This window comes from Shewanella sp. SM23, from assembly GCF_025654295.1.
GTDB lineage: Bacteria > Pseudomonadota > Gammaproteobacteria > Enterobacterales > Shewanellaceae > Shewanella > Shewanella oncorhynchi.
The window spans coordinates 21,860-46,678 of record NZ_JAKKRM010000014.1; the positions used below are offsets into that span (position 1 = coordinate 21,860).

General features: G+C 47.1%; 14 protein-coding genes. 2 read left to right on the forward strand and 12 right to left on the reverse strand.

Going from position 1 to position 24,819, the window contains the following annotated elements; all coding sequences use genetic code 11:
• Positions 1-333 precede the first annotated feature (333 nt).
• The 4 genes from cydX to purL all read right to left on the reverse strand — a co-directional run bounded on the left by cydX (position 334) and on the right by purL (position 8,334).
• Complete coding sequence (gene cydX / locus L5L98_RS16010) at positions 334-450, reverse strand: cytochrome bd-I oxidase subunit CydX (RefSeq protein ID WP_011788717.1); 117 nt, start codon at positions 448-450, stop codon at positions 334-336.
• 19 nt (positions 451-469) lie between these two features.
• Positions 470-1,609 (reverse strand): cytochrome d ubiquinol oxidase subunit II, encoded by a 1,140-nt coding sequence (gene cydB / locus L5L98_RS16015; RefSeq protein WP_028761243.1) that lies wholly within the window; start codon positions 1,607-1,609, stop codon positions 470-472.
• Positions 1,610-1,624: 15 nt separating this feature from the next.
• Positions 1,625-3,181 (reverse strand): cytochrome ubiquinol oxidase subunit I, encoded by a 1,557-nt coding sequence (locus tag L5L98_RS16020; protein WP_028761244.1) that lies wholly within the window; start codon positions 3,179-3,181, stop codon positions 1,625-1,627.
• A gap of 1,271 nt (positions 3,182-4,452) precedes the next feature.
• Positions 4,453-8,334 (reverse strand): phosphoribosylformylglycinamidine synthase, encoded by a 3,882-nt coding sequence (gene purL, locus L5L98_RS16025; RefSeq protein WP_263142427.1) that lies wholly within the window; start codon positions 8,332-8,334, stop codon positions 4,453-4,455.
• A gap of 279 nt (positions 8,335-8,613) precedes the next feature.
• Here purL and mltF point away from each other — a divergent pair, with 279 nt between their 5' ends.
• Positions 8,614-10,044, forward strand: a complete 1,431-nt coding sequence (gene mltF / locus L5L98_RS16030; RefSeq protein ID WP_028761246.1) for a membrane-bound lytic murein transglycosylase MltF — start codon at positions 8,614-8,616, stop codon at positions 10,042-10,044.
• Positions 10,045-10,513: 469 nt separating this feature from the next.
• On the opposite strand, the gene tadA is transcribed toward mltF, so the two are convergent.
• The 4 genes from tadA to guaB form a co-directional block, all read right to left on the reverse strand.
• Entirely contained in the window at positions 10,514-11,038 is a 525-nt protein-coding gene (gene tadA / locus L5L98_RS16035) for a tRNA adenosine(34) deaminase TadA (RefSeq protein WP_219253484.1), read from the reverse strand.
• 157 nt (positions 11,039-11,195) lie between these two features.
• Complete coding sequence (locus L5L98_RS16040; protein ID WP_263142338.1) at positions 11,196-15,038, reverse strand: hypothetical protein; 3,843 nt, start codon at positions 15,036-15,038, stop codon at positions 11,196-11,198.
• Between the two features lie 372 nt (positions 15,039-15,410).
• A complete protein-coding gene (gene guaA, locus L5L98_RS16045; RefSeq protein WP_028761248.1) occupies positions 15,411-16,988 on the reverse strand; it encodes a glutamine-hydrolyzing GMP synthase in 1,578 nt (525 codons plus the stop codon).
• Between the two features lie 118 nt (positions 16,989-17,106).
• Positions 17,107-18,573: an IMP dehydrogenase gene (guaB, locus tag L5L98_RS16050; RefSeq protein ID WP_006085677.1), complete on the reverse strand. Its 1,467-nt coding sequence runs from the start codon at positions 18,571-18,573 to the stop codon at positions 17,107-17,109.
• A 120-nt stretch (positions 18,574-18,693) separates the two neighbouring features.
• Here guaB and xseA point away from each other — a divergent pair, with 120 nt between their 5' ends.
• The gene (xseA, locus tag L5L98_RS16055; RefSeq protein ID WP_263142340.1) at positions 18,694-20,040 is read left to right on the forward strand and encodes an exodeoxyribonuclease VII large subunit; all 1,347 of its coding nucleotides are present in this window, start codon (positions 18,694-18,696) and stop codon (positions 20,038-20,040) included.
• Positions 20,041-20,122: 82 nt separating this feature from the next.
• Here the strand turns inward: xseA and der are convergent, their stop codons facing one another.
• From der to hisS, 4 genes are all read right to left on the reverse strand, one after another.
• Positions 20,123-21,589 (reverse strand): ribosome biogenesis GTPase Der, encoded by a 1,467-nt coding sequence (gene der / locus L5L98_RS16060; RefSeq protein WP_105251897.1) that lies wholly within the window; start codon positions 21,587-21,589, stop codon positions 20,123-20,125.
• 79 nt (positions 21,590-21,668) lie between these two features.
• Positions 21,669-22,856 carry an outer membrane protein assembly factor BamB gene (bamB, locus tag L5L98_RS16065; protein ID WP_028761250.1) on the reverse strand — a complete coding sequence of 396 codons (1,188 nt, stop codon included), beginning with the start codon at positions 22,854-22,856 and terminating at the stop codon, positions 21,669-21,671.
• Between the two features lie 11 nt (positions 22,857-22,867).
• Positions 22,868-23,488, reverse strand: coding sequence for a tetratricopeptide repeat protein (locus tag L5L98_RS16070; RefSeq protein WP_131523676.1), 621 nt, complete (start codon positions 23,486-23,488; stop codon positions 22,868-22,870).
• A gap of 13 nt (positions 23,489-23,501) precedes the next feature.
• On the reverse strand, positions 23,502-24,779 hold the full coding sequence (hisS, locus tag L5L98_RS16075) for a histidine--tRNA ligase (protein ID WP_263142343.1): 1,278 nt from the start codon (positions 24,777-24,779) through the stop codon (positions 23,502-23,504).
• Positions 24,780-24,819: the final 40 nt, after the last annotated feature.

Below are 24,819 nucleotides of genomic sequence, written 5' to 3' on the forward strand. Positions count from 1 at the left end.
TTTTATAACAGCACTACATCAAAACGATAGGAGCAACATTTAAGAAAGGGATTTGGGACTTTGATTTAGGATCCTGACGTAAAGGAGTAATGGAGTAATGGAGAAATGGAGAAAATATCTTAAACCATGCGAGCAAGCATCTGCAGAGAGCACAATCAAAAAGCGATGATCTCAGGCCTATTCGCTGCAGTTACATCAACGCTCTGCTGCGAAGTTAACTGCTTGGCCTAATACGATAGCGCAGCTCTACCTCAAACTAAAATAACCTCAGCCCATCAAAAAATCCCAATAAAAAACCCCGCTGATGCGAGGTTTTTAAATCGAGTTTAGACGTTACTCGGCATCTTCTGCCGATCTGTCCATGTTCTCTGTATTCTCAAGCCACAGGGCATTGATAATCCCGAAAGAACAGGCCAACAAAACCCCTAATATCCACGTAAAATACCACATAGCAGATGCTCCTTAATGCCTAATAGAGTGAGGCTTTGTTATCTTCAATATGCTTACGGCCGATACGACCAAACATCTTGTAGTAAGTCCAGACAGTGTAGCTCAACACTATAGGTACGAAAATCGCTGCAGCAGCAGTCATAACACCTAAGGTCATTTTACTGGCTGTTGCATCCCACATAGTCAAACTGACGTTAGGGTTAAGTGATGATGGCATGACAAATGGGAACATTGCTGCACCGCAAGTCAAAATCACCATAGCTACAGTGAGTGAGCTGAATAGGAACGCAAAACCTGAACGGTTAAAGCGGCTAACCAAAATCACTAGTAGAGGCAATGCCACACCTAAGATAGGGAACAGCATAGTGATGGGATATTTGTCATAGTTGGCAAGCCAAGCACCCGCTTCAATTGCGACGGTTTTCATGGCTGGGTTAGAAACCGCATTATGGTCCAGTACTGAAGTCACTACATAACCATCAATACCATTGGCTAACCACACACCCGCAGCAGCAAACAACACAGCCACTAACAGTGCGAAGAATTGCGTGGCTTTCGCTGCACGAACACGCAGCTCACTGTCAGTCTTCATTTGTAGCCAAGAAGCGCCTTGCATCATAAACATGCTCACGCTCACAAGACCTGCCAGTAAACCGAAAGGATTCAAAAGGCCGAACAGACCACCGTGATAAGTCGCACGTAGGAACTCGTCGAATTCAAAAGGCACACCTTGCAACAAGTTACCAAAGGCCACACCTATGATCAGCGGTGGCACAAAACCACCGGCAAACAAGGCCCAGTCCCACGACTTACGCCACTTTGGATTTTCGATTTTAGAACGATAATCGAATCCGACTGGACGCATGTAGAGGGCAAACAGCACTAACATCATGGCAACATAGAAGCCAGAGAAAGACACTGCATACACCATAGGCCAAGCGGCAAATAACGCACCGCCTGCTGTGATTAACCACACTTGGTTGCCGTCCCAATGGGGAGCAATAGTGTTAACCATGATACGGCGTTCAGTATCGTCTTTGCCTATAATTGGCAGTAACGCACCGACACCCATGTCAAAACCATCAGTAACCGCAAATCCGATGAACAGTACGCCGATCAGAGCCCACCAGATAACTCTTAATATTTCATAATCAAACATAATGAAATCCTCTGCTTAGGCTTCTAGGTTCTCGAAATGATAACGACCAGTTTTCAAACTGCTCGGACCAATGCGGGCAAACTTAAACATCAAGAACATCTCAATCACCAGCAGTACAGTGTAGAACAAGGTGATAGAAAGGATACTGAACCATAAGTCGCCAGTCGTTAAGCTTGACGCAGACATAAAGGTCGGTAGTACCTCAGAAATCGTCCAAGGTTGACGACCATACTCAGCCACAAACCAACCACACTCAATCGCGATCCAAGGCAATGGCAAGCTATAAAGTGCAGCTTTAAGTACCCATTTTTTCTCGGCAATTTGATGACGTGTGCTTTGCCAGAATGCCGCAGCAAATACGAACAACATGATAAAGCCTAGACCTACCATCACACGGAAGCTCCAGAAAATCGGTGCTACGTTCGGGATAGAATCTTTAGCTGCTGCTTTAATTTGCTCTTCAGTCGCATCAACCACTTTGTCTGTGTAGCGTTTTAGTAAGAAACCGTAGCCTAAGTCGACTTTCGCTTCTTCAAAAGCAGCACGTAGTTCAGGCGTTTCTTCACCCGCACGCAGTTTCACTAGCATGGCATAGGCTTTCATACCGTTACGGATACGCACTTCATGCTCAGCAATCAAGTCATGAATACCAGTCACTTCTTCATCCAACGAGCGTGTTGCCACTATACCCATCGCATAAGGAATTTTGACTGCAAAATCTGTTTTCATGGTTTCTTGATTCGGAAAACCGACAGCAGTAAAGGCCGCTGGAGCAGGCTCTGTATGCCACTCAGCTTCAATCGCTGCTAACTTAACGCGCTGTGCTTCACCCACTTTATAGCCAGATTCGTCACCTAACACGATAACCGACAGAATCGCCGCCATACCAAAGCTTGCCGCAATCGCGAATGAGCGACGAGCAAAAGGTAAGTCACGTTTCTTGAGGATGTAATAAGCACTGATCGCCAGTACAAACATGGCACCCGCCACATAACCAGAAGCGACGGTGTGAACAAACTTAACCTGCGCGACAGGGTTAAACACAACTTCAGCGAAGCTGGTCATTTCCATACGCATGGTTTCGTAGTTGAACACTGAACCCACAGGGTTTTGCATCCAACCGTTTGCCACTAGGATCCACAATGCCGACATGTTAGAACCAAAGGCCACTAACCAAGTCACGACTAAATGCTGACGCTTAGTGAAACGATCCCAACCGAAGAAGAACATACCCACGAAGGTAGATTCAAGGAAGAAGGCCATTAAACCTTCAATAGCCAGAGGCGCACCAAAGATGTCCCCTACGTAATGCGAATAGTAAGACCAGTTAGTACCAAACTGGAATTCCATTGCCAAACCTGTGGTAACCCCCAAGGCAAAGTTAATACCAAATAACTTACCCCAGAACTTAGTCATATCTTTATAAATTTGTTTATCAGTCATCACATACAGTGATTCCATGATAGCCAGCAAAAATGCCAACCCCAAAGTCAAGGGAACAAATAGGAAGTGATACATGGCTGTCAGCGCAAACTGCAACCGCGATAGCTCAACAACCTCTTCAACAATCATCGGTGACTCCTTACTTGGTGCGTCCAATTGCTATGACATAACCCGCGTCAATCACAGCAAGTGCCTTTGTAGGATAGTGAGTTTTCATTTTGTGTTTATATCTGCGACAACAGTATAAACCGTTAAATTTAATCTTTTGCATTAGTTCGAAGCAGCAAGGGCTAAAAAGTACCAATATCTGTTGCATATTGAGACGCGAGTCACACTATCACAAGTAACTGAGACCGACGCCCTACCACTCACTCAATCAAATGATTTCATCGATATAAATATCAGATAGTTAAGATATTTATTCATTTTCATTTGTGGCTATTTTATACCACCTCGCTTTGATGCAAATCAATCAAACTCAGGGGTTTAGGTGGGTTTTGCGGTGAGGAACACACTTCCCCATCAGAGAGGATTGACAATCGAGAAAAACAAGAGTAGTGAGCAGCCATTAATTAATATAAAGTCATACTTTTACCAACTAGACAGTAAAAATCAGCTCTAATCATCAAAAAACCAATAAATAAATAATGTTGCAACAAATTAACTAAAAAATATTGTCACAAATTTAAGTGAGCCATAATTTAAAACCTTTAAAATCAAACATAAATACATATAAATATAAAAAATCACAATCAAACAGGCTAAAATGCATTAGTTTTAATAATGAATATTTGTATTTTTTCTCGTTTGAGAAGCTAACCTAAGTTGTTTAATATATGTCCTGTGTTAAGGAGACAATTTGGTAGAACTGGTGTCGTAGCCCAGCCAAGACCAACTTCGCGCACATAGGTACTAACTTTTGGTGTGGAGATATCGATATGACTAAATTATTTGAACGTCTGGTTAACAGCTACAAGCGTGTTTTTGTTGAACTTTATACAGCTAATGAGCTGAAATAATCCCCAGAATTACTCGTGAAATTTATTGCATTTATGTGAAGTTTTGTTAGCGCAAAACGGGCCCCCATCTCCCTGAGATTGGGGGCTTTTTCTATATTAAGACCCTAGCATTCCCCTACAACCCCAGAACCCCATAAAACACCACGCCCCGTATCAAATGCGCAACATACCTATTAATAGGTATTTACCGATTAAAGTGGCTATTTTGCCACTTTAGTCCATTAGATTATTTGCAATAAGCGTTAATAATTTGAAATACAATCACTTCCATAAAATGCATTTTATATATAAAAAAAGGAGCGAAATTATCGCTCCTTTTTTACGCTTTCATTAACCTGCTTTTGTCCCTCAACAAAGGCAAAAGCCGTTGACTTTAAACGCTTAACCTAAGGTCACTCGCGCATTACGGAACATACGCATCCAAGGGCTATCTTCACCCCAAGCATCTGGATGCCAAGAGTTCGCCACAGTTCTGAACACACGTTCAGGGTGCGGCATCATCAAGGTTACGCGGCCATCTGTGGTACAAATCCCAGTCAAGCCATTTGGCGAGCCGTTCGGGTTTTGTGGATACTGAGTCGCGATATCACCTTTACCATTGACAAAACGCAGCGCAATCGTGCCTGACGCTTCGGCAATCGCCAGCGCTTCAGGGCTAGCAAACTCAGCCAAACCTTCACCGTGGGATACAGCAATGGGCATACGTGAACCTGCCATACCTTGGAAGAATAACGACGGGCTCTGTTGCACTTCAACTAAGCTGAAACGCGCTTCAAAACGCTCTGAGCGGTTACGCACAAAACGTGGCCAGTGCTCGCTGCCTGGGATAATTTCCTTCAGGTTCGACAGCATTTGACAACCATTACACACGCCAAGGGCGAAACTTGAGTCACGTTCAAAGAAACGAGAAAACTCATCGCGAGCACGCTCATTAAACAAAATCGACTTAGCCCAACCTTCACCTGCGCCTAATACGTCACCGTAGGAGAAGCCACCACAGGCCACTAGGCCTTGGAACTCCTCTAGGCTGATACGGCCAGATAAAATGTCCGACATGTGTACGTCGCGGCTTTCAAATCCAGCGCGATCAAAGGCAGCTGCCATTTCCACGTGGGAGTTAACGCCCTGCTCACGCAAAATCGCCATCTTAGGCGCAGCGCCCTTAAGGATATAAGGTGCGGCAACATCAGTGCTTGGATCAAAACTTAAGTTAACAGTTAAGCCTAAATCGGTTTCGTCTTGCTTAAGTTTGAACTCTTCAAGCGCGCAGGCTGGGTTATCACGTAGAGCTTGCATACGATACGTGGTTTCTGACCACAGAGTACGCAGCGCCACACGGGTATCACTGAAGATTTCACGCGCGCCATCTTTAATGGTGATGCGTTGATCGTCGGCTAGAGTTCCGATCACATGGCAAGGCACACCAGCGATAGCGAACTGAGCGGCAATTTTCGCAGCATTGTCACGGCTCACTTGCAGCACAGCGCCGAGTTCTTCATTAAAGAGTCGCTCTAAATCCGTGCCCTGCAAGTCTTCTACATCTATGTCTAAACCTGTATTACCGGCAAAAGCCATTTCCACTAGGGTAGTGAATAAACCACCATCGCTACGGTCGTGGTAAGCGATAACCGATTTTTTAGCGACTAGATTTTGCATCGTTTCGAAGAAACCACGCAGCAGTGCAGCATCGTCAAGATCCGGCGCAATATCACCCAGCTCACCAAACACTTGGGCTAAACAAGAACCACCTAAACGATTTTTGCCCGCACCTAAATCCACTAACAGTAAAGACGTTTCGCCTTTATCGGTACGCAGCTCTGGCGTCACTGTATTGCGAATATCTTGCACCACACCAAAGGCGGTAATGACCAATGACATAGGCGACGTCACGGTTTTATCCGCGCCATCTTGCTGCCATGCGGTCTTCATCGACATAGAGTCTTTACCGACCGGAATGGTCAGGCAGAGCTCTGGACACAGTTCCTCACCCACGGCTTTCACCGCTTCATAAAGACCCGCATCTTCACCTGGGTGACCCGCGGCAGACATCCAGTTGGCAGAAAGCTTAATACGCTTAAATGAACCGATATCGGCACCAGCGATATTCATGATTGACTCAGCCACAGCCATACGGGCAGAGGCGCCAAAGTCTAGTAGCGCTAGCGGTGTACGTTCACCCAGTGACATAGCTTCACCGGCGTAGGTATCAAAGCTTGCCGCTGTGACCGCGCAATCGGCCACAGGCACTTGCCATGGGCCGACCATTTGGTCACGGTTCACTAAACCTGTGACTGTGCGGTCGCCAATGGTGATAAGGAAGGTTTTATCTGCGACCGTCGGCAAGCTCAGTACGCGTTTAACCGCTTCTTTGACATCAATCTTGTCTTGCTCGATCGCTGGCGATACGGCTTTAGCCGATACCACATCGCGGCTCATCTTAGGTGCTTTGCCTAATAAGACTTCGAGCGGTAAATCGATAGGATTATTGTCAAAATGGCTGTCGCTAAGCGTTAAATGTTTCTCCGCCGTCGCTTCCCCCACCACCGCAAAAGGTGCGCGCTCACGCTCACAGATGGCAGTAAATAGCGCGAGGTTTTCAGGGGCAACTGACATCACATAACGCTCTTGTGATTCGTTACACCAGATTTCCAGCGGGCTCATGCCTGGCTCATCCGAAGGCACATTACGCAGATTAAATAAACCGCCGCGCTCGCCGTCATTCACGAGTTCTGGGAAAGCGTTCGACAAACCGCCCGCACCCACATCGTGGATAAATTGGATAGGGTTTTTATCGCCAAGCTGCCAACAGCGGTCAATCACCTCCTGACAACGACGCTCCATTTCTGGGTTTTCACGTTGCACAGAAGCAAAATCTAAGTCTTCACTCGATTGACCCGATGCCATAGATGAAGCAGCGCCGCCACCCAAACCAATGTTCATCGCTGGGCCACCCAGCACAATCAGCTTAGCGCCAACGGTGATTTCGCCCTTTTGTACGTGTTCTTCACGAATGTTACCTAAACCACCGGCCAACATAATGGGCTTGTGGTAACCACGGACTTCAACACCGTTGTGGCTGCTGACTTCCTGCTCATAGGTACGGAAATAACCGACCAATGCCGGACGACCAAACTCGTTGTTAAATGCCGCGCCGCCGAGTGGTCCTTCGGTCATGATGTCCAGCGCGCTCACGATACGTTCTGGCTTGCCATAGTTACCTTCCCATGGTTGAACAAAACCCGGGATTTTTAAATTGGATACACTAAAGCCTGTTAAACCCGCTTTAGGTTTAGAACCACGGCCTGTCGCGCCTTCATCACGGATTTCACCACCCGAACCGGTTGCAGCGCCAGGATATGGGCTGATGGCGGTTGGATGGTTGTGGGTTTCCACTTTCATCAGGATGTGCATAGGTTCAGTGTGGTAGTTATATACCCCATCAGGATCGGGGAAGAAACGACCCGCAACCGAACCTTCCATCACAGCAGCGTTATCTTTGTAGGCAGATAACACGTGATCAGGCGTGGTTTCAAAAGTGTTCTTGATCATCTTGAACAATGACTTAGGCTGAACTTCACCGTCAATGGTCCAATCTGCATTAAAAATTTTATGACGACAATGCTCAGAGTTCGCCTGAGCAAACATCATCAATTCGATGTCATGGGGATTACGGCCTAAACGGACGAAGTTCTCGACTAAATAGTCGATTTCATCTTCGGCTAAGGCAAGCCCCAATGCAGTGTTAGCCACTTCAAGTGCGCGGCGACCTTCGGCAAGAATATTGACGCTCTTAAACGGCGCAGGCTCAGTGCGTTTGAACAGCACATCGGCTTTGGTAAAATCATCGAGGATAATTTCAACCATGCGATCGTGCAGCAACGCATTTAAGGCTTGTTGCTGAGGCGCTGTCAGTGCATCTGACTCGACATAATACGCAACGCCTCGCTCCAAACGCTTCACTTTACCAAGGCCACAATTGTGCGCGATGTCAGTAGCTTTTGAAGACCAAGGAGAAATAGTACCGGGGCGAGGAGTGACAAACAGGAGTGAACCTTGGGGGATATGAGCTTCTATCGCAGGTCCATAGGTGAGAATTTTTTCAAGTTGCTGGCGTTCATTTGTGTCGAGCAACTCGCTCAAATCCGCTAAATGGACATACTCAGCATAGATTTGGCGTACCGGAAGCGCCGCGTTTTCGCAGGCCTCCATCAGCTTTTGCACCCTAAACGTCGAGAGTGCAGGGGCTCCGCGGATGATCTCCATCACGTCTATTCACCTTATTATTTATTATTGCAGGGGTCAGAGGTGGCGCTATTATAAGGAAATGTCTGTCACAAATCACCTGCGACCTTACGCAAAACAGTGTTTCCTGTGATATAAAAAGCCCAGTATTGTGTCGACTGCACTTTCCCCCAGAATGATTTTTTTTCGAAATCGCAGACAAACGGATATAATCCCACCAATGTCAGCCAGTTCACCACTAATGCCCCACTGTTAACTCGCTATCTATAATATTGATTTTATTTACTATAAGTACATTTAATGACTCGATTTCTGTTCGCTCTTATCTTAGGTTTCCTACTGACTGCCTGTCAGCAGGTGACCGTGGACGAAACAGAATTCGTGCCAAAAAAATTAACTGAGCTAAGAGTCGGTACACTTTACGGCCCACAGATTTATATGACCTCGGGCCAAGGTGATAGCGGTTTCGATTACGATATGGCGGTATTGTTTGCCGAATACTTAAATGTGCCCTTAAAAATGGTGCCCTACACAAACCGTATCGAGTTGTACGAAGCCCTCAAAAAGAATGAAATCGATATTATTGCTGCAGGCATGACAGAAACACCCACAAGGCGAGAACAGTTCCGCTTAGGTCCACCGCTATACCGGGTGAATCAAGTGTTGGTGTATCGCGAAGGCATGCCAACCCCAAAAGACATCAGTGATTTAAAAGGCAAGATCACCGTTATCGCCGACTCTTCCTTCGTCGAGACCTTGACCCAGTTGCAAAAGCATTATCCAACGCTGGTGTGGGATCAAATTACCGACAAAGACAGTGAAGAGTTGTTGGCTATGATTGCCAACAAAGAAATTGACTACACTATCGCCGACTCCAGCAGCGTACAGATCAACCGTCGCTACCTGCCCGACCTACGCTCAGGCCCTGTGCTAGAAGAAAAACTCGATGTGATCTGGCTATTACCTCCCACTCACAGTGATGAACTTATGAGTAAATTGCTGGCCTTTTGGCACCAAGAGAAGCTTGCCGGTACGCTGGATCATCTCAACGAGAAATACTTTGGTCATGTAAAACGCTTCGATTATATCGATACTCGCGCATTTATCCGTGCCATTGAGACAGTATTGCCGCGTTATCGACAATTATTTGAAACCCATGCAGGCAATTTAGATTGGCGTAAACTGGCAGCAACCAGCTATCAAGAGTCACATTGGAATCCTAATGCCCGCTCGGCCACAGGAGTGCGTGGCATGATGATGTTGACTCAGCCAACCGCCAAAGAGATTGGGATCACCAACCGACTCGATGCCGAAGAAAGTATTCGCGGCGGCGCGGCGTATTTGAACGATATGATCAACCGCCTGCCAGAATCGATCCCCGAGAGTCAACGCATGTGGTTTGCGCTGGCCTCTTACAACATAGGATATGCCCATATTGAAGATGCACGTAAGCTTGCGGAATCGATGGAGTTAAATCCCAATGCTTGGCGAGATTTAAAAAAGGTACTACCGCTACTGCAAAAGCGTAAATATTATCAAAAAACACGTTATGGTTACGCCCGAGGCAGTGAAGCCGTTCATTACGTCGACAGCATCCGTCGCTACTATGACACGTTAGTCTGGGTGGATAATCAGTCGAAACAACCTGACCCCGATGATGACTCGAGCGACCTTACTGTGGAAGAACCCGTGATTCCTGCGGGAACGTTAAGCCCTGATCAACCTAAATAGCTTAACTCGTTAGCGCTCAGATGCATGGGCCAAACGACAATCCAACAACTCACTTCTTATATATCAAGTACAGAGTTTTACGTAACAAGAACATCAATATAAAAACTCAAGATGTACGTAGATGTCTTCAACAAGGTGCGATATCAAACAACAGGAGAACCGAATTAAGGTTTGCCAACCTAACTCAAATTTGCGATGAAAAACATCGCTTAGTTCAGCTTATCTGACCAGTGCTATTGCTGCACTCCTGTGCAACTGCTACTGTCTTGGGTTATGACCTAAGATAAATCTCTGTAGGGCATCGATAATAACAATTAATGGGGTCAATATGAGAAGAAAAACCATCAACAATACCGTTGCGCGTCGTCGTACTTTGCTAAAAATTCGTCATCGCCGTATTTTAAATCGTCAAAAACTCTTCTTTACTTTTATTCAGTCTCAGGATTAATCCTGTCACGTTAATCGGCACTTACCCAATAGCTTGCTGCGCCTTTTGAGCCTGTTTCAGGGCTTTTTTCTCTTCCCTGCGACGTTTAAAAAAACGACTCAATTGCGCGCTACAAGCATCGGCCAGCACCCCAGATGTGACTTCAACTTGGTGATTAAACGCCGGATGTTGCAGCAAATTCAGCACAGTACCCGCTGCACCCGTTTTCTCATCCCGAGCACCAAATACCACACGAGCAATTCTGCTATGCACCATAGCGCCCGCACACATAGCGCAAGGCTCGAGGGTGACATATAAAGTCGCATCTAAAAGACGATAGTTTTCGACCAAACGCCCCGCTTCCCGCAGACATAAAATTTCCGCATGGGCGCTAGGATCGTGTTGGCTAATGGATAAATTGTAACCCGTCGCAATCTGCTGACCGTCTTTGACCAATACCGCACCCACGGGCACTTCGCCCTCGGCCTCGGCTTTTTCTGCCATCAGCATCGCGACTTGCATCCAATGTTCATCTAACTTCATTTGGTCCACTAGGCTGTCACTCATCTGTAAAAATACGGCAATTATACCTATAACCAATAAAAAAGGCGCACTTGGCGCCTTTCACTGAATAAGGATTAAGCCCTCTCGATTGTTGCCTGAGTAGATAATGGGCTTTCATCTCTCTCGGGATTGGACATGCAGAGTTCGGGTAGAGTAGCCCTTATTCAAACCTTTGTTCACGCTCCTCATCCTCCCGCTGTTCACGCAATTTCTCATGCTCGATCAACTCAACCAGTTTTGCTGACACCGATTTAGCAGCCATCGCAATATTCGGGCTCCCATGTTCAAGTAACCCTCTAATAGCATCCGCTCTAGGTTGCATCGCATTTGCTCGACTACCAGACCAAGATGAAGGAGTAACACGTTCAGCAAATACCTCCAGTATGGCAACCGGATCAGGAGCCGCTTCCAACAGCCTGATGGCTGATTCCGATATTGTTATTGTCCCTTCATCCTTTGACCAAAGGCGGACACCCTTCGCGACAGCAACCCATACTCTGGTCTCGTTTCGACTACGACACCACTCAATCAAATCGTTCACATCAATTTTAGCGAGAGGAGTCCGACGCAAACCACCACGGTTAATAAAAAAAAGTCGCCAACGTTGTTGTTCTTCAGTTCCCTCAAAAATACGATCGAGGAATGCTTCTGACATCAATGCGGCGGTCGTCTCAATAGACTTTTCAAAGTCATGAATGTAGCCATAGTTCTCATCAACAACAGAAAAAATCATATCCAACCACTCTAGCTTTTCGGCTTCGTTACCATCGAAACGCAAAGCTGTACTGACGACCCGAGCCATATGATGATCCATAGACCCACCAGAATCGCGGTCACTGCTTGAAAACCTCTGTATCGCAGCCCTTAGGCCAACTAGTCGAAAGTCTGGACCAAGCGAGTCCACCACTTCCTTTTCGCTATACAGTCTCATGGTTAGAGCTTTTAAAACTACTACATCACCATTTGGCTTACTCAGAAGTCGCTGAGCAAGATCAAGGACACGGGCTCTTGGCAAATCAGCATAGTCGTCCCGCCATAAGATTGGCTCATACATCCAGGAACTTGTGTCAGTATCTTCCAACAACGCTATACAGCGATCTAAATCGATTTCAGTAAACTCCCGCCGGGGATGCAAGCCGACTAACACTCGTCGAAGTTCAGGATGTTGTGCGCACTGGTCGAGTAGATCTTGGGCTAGAGCTAAATCGACGGAGTTTACAGCTTCAATGAAGCCGCCGAAGACTGAAAATCCTCTATTAGCTTCGGGTTGTAGTCCCAATTGATCAATGAGTTGCTGCCAGTTGACCCGCAAATCCTGTGCCCCTTTCGCCAAGCCCCTCCCAAATGCGGTGCGATAGGGCATCCAATCGTTGGAGAACAGGTTACACCCCAACTCGCCAAGCTCATGCTCTGATGCGGCGAAGTCCTCACCCAATTGAAGCGCCTTGGCTTCAAGTCGCTTCTCAGCTTCGCTATGCTTGTTGGTGTCTTCATGATCAAAATCAACGTCAAGCGCCCAATAGTAGTGCTCATTACTGAGCACATATGTCATTATTTCCGAAACCAAGTCATGAGGCTCCAACTCCCTCTCCAATGCGGCAAGGTTGTCTGGCAGTGACTCTACATCATCCCCGTCTTTGCGCTTAGTATGGTCGAAATAGATCGTTGTTCGGACGGCTTTCCACCCCTCACCCCAAGGGTAATGCGCATGTAACTTGCGCGCTGCATCAATGAGTTTTTCCCTAATTGCAACTTGTCGCCACATGCCTCTAAATGCTTTCGCCAGCGTCTGTCTTGCGAGATCTTCAAGAGTCGAATCACTAGAGGTTCCCAGTTTGACAGCAACGTCGATAAAGGCGCTACGCCACTGCACAAGCTGATCGTGATTGGGTTTAAATCCATAGTCTCTTGGGCGAGCACCAAACTCATGTCCCCCTGACCCACTCCACCGCGCTTCTAAGGCAGTAGAGAGCATCCTTAAACCCAGCGACCTACGTCCAGTAACACTTGATGAAAGACATTCATTCATGATCGCAACGCGCTGTTCTAAAGTAGCGTGGGTGCCAGAGAGATATGCTTGGAAGAACTTTGTTATCTGGTTTCGCACCGAGGCGTTATTATTACTTTCCTCTTCTAAATCAGCCAGATGAATGAGCAATCTAATGCACCGTTCAAAGGTGCTCGGTTCATACGCCAGCAATAGCAGAAGATTGATAATTGACGTTCGCCGAGATTTATAACCCGGTTTCATGCCTTCAAAATCAGAGGAGATAAGTACCGCTTCAATCCTGTCGAGCAGAACTTCAGGCGCTACTGGTGCGATATAATCCAGCATTCGTGCCGATATATCGTTTAATTCTGTTATCCGCCCCAGCAACCCATCGGGTTGAAGCCAAGTTTCAACGATCTCTTTCGCCACAGGATGATCGTGCAACAACCCTAGCCTATGTGCGAAAGACATGAGTAAGCGTTGACGTTCAGGGGCTTCAAAGGTTTCTCTGAGTTGAGCAACTGGGATATTATTCAGTGCCGACATAGCCAACTTATTGGCAATGGCATGGGGCAAAATAGCTCTCCAATAAGCCCTCTTCTGTACTATATGGCGGTTTGATAACTTGTTGACTGACCGAGACAACTGGCTTGAGGAATACCCAAAGTTCGAACCCAATACCTCAAGTTCGTTTTGGCCTTTCTCAACAGTTGCTACCGAGAATGAATATACCAGAGACAGAATTTCAGCGTGCTCACGCAGGTTATCATCAGGGCCTTTACGCTGCTCAAACAAGCGATCAAACAACTGAGTATCAGAAAGCTGAGCTAAACTCTCACCTTCCTCAACCCTCTCGGCAATAGCCAGAGATACCCTCGAATTACCATCAGCAAACGCGGCAATTCGGCGGGCGTTATTCTGGCCGATTTTAGGGAAACGGCGCAGCAGAAGCTGTTCAGCCACCTCAGGCCCTACAGCTTCTATATGGATGACCTCAGTGGTTTGAGGCTTATCGTCTCTGATGTCATATTCAACCGTGATAAGGCTGACCTTTGTATCTTTGGCAGAGACTTTACTGGCTAGTAAGGTGTGCAATTCTGAAGGGCAATTATCAAGGACCATAATAGCCCGTTCCCCCTCTGCAATCAGCCTATCTAGCATTGCTGTAGCAGAAGGCTCCGGACTTTCACCTGTGTCGACATAGACTGCGATAGTCCGGTCAAGCGCATCTGTGCCGACTGTCTCATCGAAAAGTGCCTGTACGATTCTGGTCTTTCCAACGCCAGATAACCCAGTGATGCGAACCGCCTTCCTAGTAGAGCGAATAAGATCTCGCATCGGTGCAATGGCGTCATTAATGCTGAGCGGTTGCCCCCTGCCTGACGGCAGAGTGACGGTCACCCCTGGTGCTGAAATCAAGGTGTCCGGCGCCCCCTCTGGTGGATTACTCCATGCGCCGTATGGCTGCCAACCGGAATATCCCTGACCGAGATTTCTTTTTGTCCAGAGCATGACTGACGGATGTTGCCGCACCCATTGAGCCAGTTTAGAACGGTCGTAGAAGTCCAAGTAAAGATTGTCACTATTAGGATCATCCGCCACGGCATCTCGCATTGCTTTGAGGCGGTCCCTCTTCATAGGAGGAGAGCAATCATCACCTAAGCTGACAATGATATAGCTCCCACCTCTTTTGGCATGTTCAGAGATGGTCGGTGACAGTTTCCCAGCGGTGACCATTTCCTTGATGATCGCAGCCATCGGCATTGAATGCTTTTTTGCCTGAAGAATTGTGTTGGGCCTTTCGAGAAAACCTGTGCTCAGCTGAGCGACAGGGACTTGAACGTGAATATCAATCCCACCATCAGCAGCATTAATTGAACCTGACCAGTTTACATACGCAGGGCTATGCCCCTGCGCTGCTATTTCAGCCTCGGCGAGGCGAGCAATCAACTCTTCGAGCAGAGTATCAGAGAGTCGGAGTAATTCGTCTTTCTCAATATCAAAAATTGCCACGGTAATCCTCAGCTGAACATCTTGTTAACTCTATCTAGAGCAAGATAATTTTATCGGATAATCAAGAATTCGATAATAACAGCTCTTAGCATAATGATTAAAAAGAAGTTTAAGGAGAAAAACCTTATCAATAGATGTGTTAACTCAAATAGTGGTACACAATCCCGCATTGGAAAGAAAGTGCTGTCTTATATAATTACTCAGTCAAAGGACTGCAATTTGCGTCCGAAGCAATACTGACTGCTTCAGATTTTTAGATCACCTTGTTTTTTTTAGAAAAAATATCGTCATCCCAATAAAAATGCCAGTCAATAAAATGACTGGCATTGAGATAAACCATAAATAGTATCTTATTAACTATTTATATTTAGGCTATTCCCATTCGATAGTCGCTGGCGGCTTGCCAGAGATATCGTAAACCACACGGGAAATGCCATCGACTTCGTTAATGATGCGGTTTGATACGCGGCCTAAGAAATCATAGGGTAGATGTGCCCAATGGGCCGTCATAAAATCGATTGTTTCAACTGCGCGCAGTGATACAACCCAGTCATATTTACGGCCATCGCCCATCACGCCAACAGAGCGTACAGGTAAGAACACGGTAAAGGCTTGACTGACTTTATTGTATAAGTCGGCTTTATGCAGTTCTTCGATGAAGATAGCATCGGCGCGGCGCAGCAAGTCACAGTATTCTTTTTTCACTTCACCTAATACGCGTACACCAAGACCGGGTCCTGGGAACGGGTGACGATAAAGCATGTTATATGGCAGACCTAACTCAAGACCAATTTTACGCACTTCGTCTTTGAACAGTTCACGCAGAGGCTCGACTAAACCGAGCGCCATATCGGCTGGCAAACCGCCAACGTTGTGGTGAGATTTAATCACATGGGCTTTGCCTGTGGCACTGCCGGCAGATTCAATCACGTCTGGATAAATCGTGCCTTGCGCTAACCATTTGGCATTGGCGCATTTTTTCGATTCTTCATCGAAAATTTCCACGAATACGCGGCCGATGATCTTACGCTTAGCTTCTGGATCGGCTTCGCCTTTCATCGCATCGAGGAAACGGTTTTCCGCATCAACGTGGATGATATTCAGGCCGAAATGATCGCCAAACATTTCCATCACTTGCTCGGCTTCATTCAAACGTAATAAACCGTTATCAACGAATACGCAGGTCAGTTTTTTGCCGATAGCGCGGTGTAGCAGCATAGCCACAACCGAAGAATCAACACCGCCCGATAATCCTAAAATCACTTCATCATCACCGATTTGCTTCTTCAAGCGCTCAATCGCATCTTCGATGATAGAGGAGGGTTTCCAGTTGGCTGCACAGCCACAAATGTCTAAGGCAAAGTGCGATAACATGCGCATACCTTGGCGAGTGTGGGTCACTTCTGGGTGGAACTGTACGCCGAAGAATTGCTTTTCTTCGTTTGCCATAGCGGCAAATGGGCAAGTGTCCGTTTTAGCGACCGCCACAAACCCTTCAGGAATAGCCGACACTTTATCGCCGTGGCTCATCCATACGTCGAGTAAGGGTTTGCCGTCACTGCTAACCGCATCTTCGATGCCTTTGAATAGCAATGAATCTGTTAGCATTTCAATTTGAGCGTAGCCGAATTCACCTTCGCCCACACCTTGGATCACTTTACCGCCCAACTGCTCAGACATGGTTTGCATGCCGTAACAAATGCCCAGTACCGGCACACCTGCGGTAAAGACGTATTCAGGCGCACGCGGCGAGTTTTCAGCCGTGACACTTTCTGGTCCGCCCGCAAGAATAATGCCGTTCGGGGCAAATTCGCGGATTTGGGCTTCGGTGACATCCCAAGCCCATAATTCACAGTAAACGCCGATTTCACGGATACGACGGGCAATCAGTTGAGTGTACTGGGATCCAAAATCGAGGATCAGTATCTTGTGCTCATGAATATCGCTCATGGGTAACCTTTATCTCATCTATTGTTTTAACATTGCTCAAAGCAGCGATTGCCAGCTTTAAGTATTGGATCATACGTTTTACAAAGAGGCGGCTTACGCCGCCCCTCTTATCAAACGATTAAGAACCTGAACGGTAGTTCGGCGCTTCTTTCGTGATAGTCACATCGTGAACGTGGGACTCGCCCATGCCCGCTGAAGTCACTTTCACAAATTGGGCTTTTTCATTCAGTTCTAGAATGGTGGCACAACCGGTTAAGCCCATGCATGAACGAAGGCCGCCCATATGTTGATGGATGATTTCCTTCAACTTGCCTTTGTAAGGCACGCGCGCCTCTACACCTTCGGGGACTAACTTGTCTGCAGCATTGTCCGATTGAAAATAGCGGTCAGATGAGCCTTGAGACATAGCGCCTAAAGAACCCATACCACGGTAGGATTTATACGCACGGCCTTGATATAACTCAGTTTCACCTGGTGCTTCCTCAGTTCCCGCAAACATTGAGCCCGCCATGATGCAAGATGCACCCGCCGCTAATGCTTTGGCTAAATCGCCAGAGAAACGAATGCCGCCGTCGGCAATCACAGGAATACCTAGGCTCTTCATGGCTGCAGCGGCATCGGATACCGCGGTAATTTGTGGTACGCCCACGCCAGTCACGATACGAGTCGTACAGATAGAACCAGGGCCAATACCCACTTTAACTGCGTTAACACCCGCTTCGACTAAGGCTAATGCACCTTCAGCCGTGGCAACGTTACCGCCAATGATTTGCAAATCAGGATGTTTAGCGCGAGTTTCACGAATGCGTTGTAAAACGCCTTCGGAATGGCCATGGGAAGAATCGATAAGTAAAACGTCAACACCGGCTTTAACCAGAGCGTCAACACGCTCTTCATTACCAGCGCCCGCACCTACGGCGGCACCAACACGTAAACGGCCTAACTCATCTTTACAGGCATTCGGTTTACGTTCGGCTTTTTCGAAGTCTTTAACTGTAATGAGGCCTTTCAGCTTATAGTTATCATCAACCACAAGAACTTTTTCGATACGATGTGAGTGCATCAATTTTTGCACTTCATCTAATTTAGTGCCTTCGGCAACAGTGACTAAACGCGCTTTAGGCGTCATCACTTCTTCTACCGTTTTGCTCCAATCTGTCACGAAACGTACGTCACGGCCAGTGATGATACCAACCAGCTCGTTGGCTTCGTTGACCACGGGATAACCCGCAAAACCATTCTTCAGTGTTAACACTTTCAGATCGGCTAAGGTCGTTGATGGCGTCACAGTTACAGGTTGTTGAACCACGCCCGCTTCGTAAATTTTTACTTTACGAACTTCTTCGGCTTGTTTTTCAATGCTCATGTTTTTATGAATAAAGCCTAAGCCGCCTTCCTGCGCCATCGCGATCGCAAGACGAGCTTCGGTAACTGTGTCCATAGCGGCAGACACTAGTGGGATATTCAATTCAATGGTATTGGTCAGGCGAGTTTTTAGAATGGCGGTATTTGGGAGTACAGTCGAATGCGCAGGAACAAGCAACACATCGTCAAAAGTAAGCGCTTCTTTAATTAAACGTAGCATATGCAACATCTCCCCAGTTGAGTAGGATTTAGAGGTGAAATATTGCGGCGGGATTATACCTTGCATATCGCCACTGGTAAATGGAAAATAGTAAATATCCCCATTTTATTGAGTTATTCGATGCAAGGCACCAAAAACAACATTTATACTGTCTCGCGGCTCAATGGTGAAGTCAGGCAAATCCTCGAGGGGCAACTGGGTAAAATCTGGCTCAATGGCGAAATATCCAACTTTTCCTCCCCCAGCTCAGGGCATTGGTATCTCACCTTAAAAGACCACTCTTCGCAGATCCGTTGCGCCATGTTTAAGGGCCGTAACCAAACGGTCAGCTTTAAGCCCATCAATGGTCAGCAAGTGCTGGTCAAAGGCGCGATCAGCGTTTATGAACCCAGAGGCGACTATCAATTATTAATTGAGTCCATGCTGCCCGCTGGGGATGGATTACTCGCCCAGCAGTTCGATGCACTCAAGATGAAGCTCGCAGCCGAAGGCTTATTCGCCGCCGACACCAAAAGATTGCTACCCAAAAATATTCAACGCATTGGCGTTATTACGTCACCTACGGGTGCGGCGATCCGTGATGTTTTACATGTATTGGCAAGGCGCGATCCTTCGATTGAAGTCATTATCTATCCGACCCAAGTTCAGGGCGAAACCGCGGCGCAGAGTATTTGTCAGGCAATCAATATCGCCAACCAACGTTTAGAAGTCGATGTATTACTGCTCACCCGCGGCGGCGGTTCGCTTGAGGATTTGTGGTGTTTTAACAGCGAAGCCCTCGCCCACACGATTTATAACAGCACCCTGCCCATTGTCAGCGCCGTCGGCCACGAGGTTGATACGACTATCAGTGATTATGTTGCTGATATCCGCGCCCCAACACCCTCTGCGGGCGCGGAGCTATTATCACAAGACAGTGATAATAAGGCGCAAAAACTCGCCACAGCCTTATCGCGCCTGCAACAAAGCGCGAAACATTATCAGCTTAAACAAGAAAGACGACTTAGTTTGCTAGAGCACAGACTGCAACGCCAAGACCCTAAACGGACTTTGCAGCAGTTCGAACAAAGATTCGATGAGATGCAATTACGACTAGAGTCCGCGCTGTCGAATCGCTTGCATCTGCTCAGCCGCCGTCAGCAGTTGCTCGCAAGCCGCCTTGAACAGCAATCTCCCAAGCATAAACTCGCCATTGAGGGTAACCGCTTAAGTTATCTTGCGAGCCGCTTACAGGATGCATTGCAGGACAAACTCAGCCAAAGTGAACAGCGGATAAAATACGCGGCCCATCAACTCGAAACCGTCAGTCCGCTTGCCACTTTAAGCCGTGGTTACAGCATTACCACTGACATCCACAATCAAGTGGTCGACTCTGCTGATAAACTGGCCATAGGTGATAGTTTGCAGACCCGCTTGCGCCATGGACAAGTGATTTCAACCGTCACTCAGATAAAGCCGCTCGAATAAACCTACATGACGCTGAAATAGTCTTAAAACACAAAAGGAACCCTAAGGTTCCTTTTGTTTCAAATGTGTCTGGTAAAAAACACTATTTGGTTTTTCTGTCTTTGATATGGCTTTGTGCGCGCTTGCGACGGCGCTCTTGGCTCATAGTTAACTTCTCAGTCTTGTTTTCAAATGGGTTATCACCCTCTTGGAAACGTAGCTGGATTGGCGTACCCACCACTTTCAACGAACGACGGAAGTAGTTCATCATGTAGCGTTTGTACGAGTCAGGCAGTCTACTCACTTGGTTACCGTGAATGACCACGATTGGCGGATTGTAACCACCGGCGTGAGCGTATTTAAGCTTCACACGGCGGCCATTCACTAATGGTGGCTGGTGATCGTCCTGCGACATTTGCATAATACGGGTCAGCATAGATGTGCTGACGCGGCGTGTAGCACTGTCGTAAGCTTCTTCAATCGATTCAAATAAATGGCCAACACCAGTACCGTGCAGCGCCGAAATAAAGTGAATACGGGCAAAGTCGATAAAACCAAGACGACGGTCAAGCTCGCTCTTCACGCGATCTTTAATGCCTTGGTCGATACCATCCCACTTGTTGACGGCAATAACCAAAGCGCGACCCGCATTGAGTGCGAAACCTAACAGACCTAAATCTTGCTCGGCAATACCTTCACGGGCATCGATGATAAGCAAAACCACGTTAGCATCTTCAACCGCTTTCAAGGTCTTGATCACTGAGAATTTCTCAATGACTTGATGTACTTTACTACGGCGACGAACACCCGCGGTATCGATAATCACGTACTCGCGACCTTCACGTTCCATTGGAATATAAATACTGTCACGGGTCGTACCGGGTTCATCAAATACCACAACACGTTCTTCACCTAGAATACGGTTAGTCAGGGTTGACTTACCGACGTTAGGTTTACCTATGATCGCCAGCTTGATAGGCAAATCTTGCAGACGCTTTTGCTCAGCTTCCGCTTCTTCTTCGGTATATTCACGCTCTTCAGTAACTTCGTCTTCACCTTGACGCACAATGCCCATCGCTTCGGCATAAGGGGTCAGCGCGTATTCGATCATATTAGTCACGCCGCGTCCTTGGGACGCCGCCATTTGGTAAACTTCACCTAGACCTAAAGACCAAAACTCGGCACAAGCTGAATCGGCATCAATACCGTCAACTTTGTTAGCAACCACAAAGGTGGTTTTTTGACGGCTACGTAAGTGCTGTGCAATCGACAGATCCGCAGCGGTTAAACCCGCGCGCGCATCGGTCATAAATAAAACGACATCGGCTTCTTCAATGGCAGCAAGGGATTGCTCAGCCATTTTCGTCTCGATCCCTTCTTCAGTGCCATCGATACCGCCGGTATCGACCACAATGAACTCATAGCCGGATAAGAATGCTCGACCATATTTACGGTCACGTGTTAGGCCAGGAAAGTCAGCAACCAACGCATCACGCGTGCGCGTAAGACGATTAAATAGGGTGGATTTACCGACGTTCGGCCGACCAACAAGGGCCACTACAGGGATCATGATTTTGCCTCTAAAAAACTTTTCAATAAAAAGCCCCCGGAACACACTTCCAGGGGCTCAGCAAGGATAACACTTTTAACTATGGAAGTGTTACAACAGCCAACTTTCCGCTGCGACCTTGAACATAGATTTTATCATCCACCACTAACGGCTGGCTGTATAATCCTGAGCTGTCCACTTGGACACGACCCACAATCGTCCCTGTACTGCGATCGATGAAGTGTAAATAACCTTCGAAATCACCCACAACTAAATAGTCTTTATATACAGCCGGAGATGTCAGAGTGCGGTTAGCTAACTCAGAATTACTCCACAGTTCCAAACCGTTACGTTTATCAACTGAGTAGATACGGCTGTGATCGTCAACTAAGTACAAGCTTAGGCCCGCTGATGCTAACTCGTTAAAGCTAGAATACTTACGTGTCCACACAACTCGACCCGTGCGCAGTTCCATCGACACTAAGTTACCGTTGTAGCTCACCGCATATAAATTGTCGCCAAGGATCAAGGGGGTCATATCCACATCGGCCATACGCGTAAACTCGTTACCGCCCGTTGGATTGTAAATCGCCTGTTCCCACGCAGCTTGACCATTGTTTTTAATCACAACAGCCACTTTGCCATCGGCGGTACCAATGAAAAAACCACCCGCTTCGTAAGCTGCAGAACCTGTACCGCGCAGGGTCAGATTCGGCAATTGCATTTCATACACCCACAGCTTAGCGCCAGTATCAACGTTAAACGCTTCGAGTGAACCAGAGCTGGTACTGACCACCACGACGTCATCGGCCACAGTGGGAGCTGACAGTAATTCACCGCCCGCAACGACATGCCATAACACTTGACCGTCTTCAGCGTTCAGTGCAGCAAGCAGCCCACTTTCACCACCTAAAAAGACTTTATTACGCGCAGCAGTCACACCTGCAGCAATACGCGCACCTTTATTTTTAGCTAAAGCGTTATCACGAAACTCTTCGCTGAAATCTTTAGTCCAAACGCGCTCGCCAGTGGCCTCATCGAAGGCAACCACTTCACCATAACGGTCGGCGGCAAAAATTTTTCCATAACTAACGGCCGGGGCGAGGCGAGAATAATAATCTCCAACACCATTGCCGACAGAGGTGCTCCAACTCACTTCAGGAAACACTGTCGCCTGAATGGCAGTTAACTCACTTACCGGTTCTTCTTCGACATCGCTCGACGAACAGGCGGATAACATGGCCAGACTTAATCCAGCGGCTAGCAGGTTTTTGCACCAAGACTTCATCAAGGGATCCCTTATGCCTGATTTAGGCTATCAAGTTTGATTTTAAGCGCAGGGCTTGTCACCACACCACCATTGTCCATGGCAGCTTGATAAGCTGTTTTTGCCTTCTCAACTTCACCTTGACGTACTAAGAAATCACCTTTCAACTCATCGCGCTGAGCGAAGAAAGCTTTATCTGTTACTTGATCTAAGGTCGCTAGAGCTGCATCAATTTGACCTTGCTCTGCTTGTACTCGTGCTAAACGCAAAGTCGCAATCACATCTAAACCAGCACCGGGTTTAGCCGCAATCACCTTGTTCAAGGCATCAATCGCTTTTGGATAATCCTTCGCTTCTACCGCAGTTTTGGCCACGATCAGTTCTAACAAGGCTTGATAGCCCTTTTGATCGTGATTTTGAGAAAACTCGGCGACACCCGCAAGCATTGCGGCTTCATCGGCAGATTTAGTGGTCAAATTTTGGAACGCTTTTGAAGCTTCTTCCGCTTGCGCCACTTTAACGTCAGAATAATAATTCCACGCATATAAGCCGCCTAAACCCACTACGGCACCGATTAAAATTGAATTTCCGTAATCTTTCCAGAACTGCTTGATAGCATCAACTTGTTGTTCTTCTGTGCTATAAATTTCCACGCGCACGTCCCCTTTATTTGATCAGTTCAGCCAAAAATGTGCCTAAGGCACTTCGAGCTACCCGTTGTTGTTCGATGTCATTGCGTAAATGTTTAACCATAACCATACCTTCGGCAAGTTCATCTTCACCTATCAGTAGTGCCACACTCGCACCGCTTTTGTCGGCACGCTTCATTTGTTTCTTCACGTTACCGCCGCCACAGTGACTCATCACTTTAAGGTTTGGCAGTGCGTTACGTAATTCCTGCGCGACCTTGATGGCTTCGACCAGACAGCTATCACCCATGGCCGTGACATACACATCCACTTCTGGCGGAATATCTTTGGTCAGCTCTAAGGTTTCAAGCAGCAAGACAATGCGCTCTAAGCCCATAGCAAAACCGACCGCTGGAGTATCTTTACCACCTAACTGGGCGACTAAACCATCGTAGCGACCACCCGCAAGTACAGTACCTTGTGAGCCTAAACTAGATGTAACCCATTCAAATACAGTGCGATTATAGTAATCTAAACCACGTACTAGACGCGGATTAATGGTGTATTTGATACCCACAGCATCAAGTAGTTCACGCAATTGTGAAAAATGTGTCTTCGATTCTTCACCGAGAAAATCCATTAACTCAGGTGCATCAACCAATATGGCTTGGACATTTTGATCTTTTGAATCCAATACTCGCAGCGGATTGCTGTACATGCGACGCTTACTGTCTTCATCAAGCGCATCTTTATGCTGCTCTAAAAACGCAATCAAGGCATCACGATAAACAGCTCGCTCAGCAGGATCACCTAAGGTATTTAGCTCTAGCGAGACGTGCTCGCTAATACCGAGTTTTTCCCACAGGCGTGCCGATAGCATCAAGACTTCAGCATCAATATCAGCCGAGCCAATGCCATACACTTCAACGCCAAATTGGTTAAACTGACGATAACGGCCTTTTTGTGGACGTTCGTGGCGGAACATAGGACCCATATACCAAAGACGTTGCTCTTGGTTATATAGCAGACCGTTTTCGTTACCTGCACGCACTGTCGACGCGGTACCTTCAGGGCGTAGCGTTAAGCTGTCACCGTTATTATCTGCGAAGGTATACATTTCTTTTTCAACAATATCAGTCACTTCACCGATAGAGCGTTTAAAAAGATCGGTATTTTCCACTATTGGAGTGCGGATTTCGCTGTAACCGTAAGCACTGACGCTCGAACGTAGTACCGCTTCCACTTTTTGCCATAGAGGACTTTGAGTTGGCAGAATGTCATTCATTCCGCGAATCGCTTGGATCTGTTTTGCCACTGTATCGACTCGTCCGATTTCGCTAAATTAATAAAAATGT